The following is a 1,336-nucleotide window of genomic DNA, read 5'->3' as shown; positions in this document are numbered from 1 at the left end:
GGGTTGTTTAAGCAAGGGGGCGTAAGTCATGCCCAGACCCGCAGGCGCCTGCTCTTCCAGTTCGATGGGCAGTCCTTTCATCCAGGGCGCGAAAGTCAGTACGAGTGGGACCGGCTCTTGTCGCCTGAAAATCGCGCGGGCACTCTGGACAAGCTGACTGTCGACTTCGACGGTTGTCACTTCATCCGCCAATGTGTTCGAGATGATTCGACTTTCAATGATCAACGGCAGCTGGGTATCGGGGCAAACGGCCTGAAGCCTGAGATAGCCGCTTTTTTTACCGCCCGTGACCTTCCAGCTCAGCGTCAGGTTGTCCGGGACTTCAACCGGCTGTTTCAGCGGGGGATCAAACACCACGTCAAGACCAGAAGCGCTGACCTCTTCAAGCTTGATCGACAGCCCTTTCATCCAGGGTTCCAAGGTCAACGTTAATGTGCTCGTTGTGTCACGGTGGAAAATAGCACCCAGCCCCGTGATGGTAGTGTCGCCGACCTTGATCGCCGTCACTTCATCCGCCAGGTTTGCCGAGATCACCCGGCCAGTAATCTTTTCCCAGTCTTTTTTGAGTTTCGAGCAGGCCAGGTTGAGTTCGAACCAGCCGCTTTTACCGGTGCTGGGTGATGACTCGATGAGCCACGGCAGCTCTGGCTCGAGCAGTGGTTTTGCAACGTTCAAGTCCGCAATGGTGAGCCCCAGCGCAGCGAGGTCGCTGGCCGAACTCAACGTCAGCAGTGAATCCTTGAGCAACAAATCCGGGTTCAGCAGCTTCAGCGTATTGGACTTTGCGCGAGTGCAGATGACGCCCAGCAGGGGGGTGGCGGTGACCGGTTTGTCGTTGACCTGGAGCGTGGCATTGTTGTTCCACGGCGTTTTGGTCAGCGCATGGACGGGGATCGCTTGACGGACATAGCCGCTCTCGTAATACAAGCTCGGTACTTCGACGGTGACCGGGTGGATATCTTGGGCCGTGGCCTTAAATCTATCGAGCGTTATCCAGCCCTGGTCATCCGGTGAGGCGGGCCCGAGCTCTTTACCGGGCAGCGTCCACTTCACCGGAAACTGCATCGCCGCTTTGGTGTAATAAGAAATCTCTCGCGCCTTGAGCGTGGTCTCTTCGCCGTACTCGATCACCTGAAACTGCTCATTGCCGCTGGCCTCGACAAAGTCGAGGCGGTGATGGCCCAGCGAAACATCGATCTTGTAGGCCGGGGAGGTGTACTCGGTCTGGCCCCATAGTTGAAACTCTTCTGCCGGGGCCTCAGCGTTTTTGGTGGGGCAGGTGATTGTCCAGGTCGCGCCGGTGTCGGCAAACGTCTGAAAGGCCCCGATCGCGGGG

1 protein-coding gene is annotated in these 1,336 nt (G+C 57.7%); it reads right to left on the bottom strand.

Going from position 1 to position 1,336, the window contains the following annotated elements; all coding sequences use genetic code 11:
* Positions 1-1,131 (bottom strand): hypothetical protein (locus BK659_RS27585; RefSeq protein ID WP_148050461.1); only part of this gene is annotated, 1,131 nt, incomplete at its 3' end.
* Positions 1,132-1,336 lie beyond the last annotated feature (205 nt).

The sequence above is a fragment of the Pseudomonas brassicacearum genome, from assembly GCF_003732225.1.
GTDB lineage: Bacteria > Pseudomonadota > Gammaproteobacteria > Pseudomonadales > Pseudomonadaceae > Aquipseudomonas > Aquipseudomonas brassicacearum_E.
This window is presented reverse-complemented; position numbering and strand designations above follow the sequence as displayed.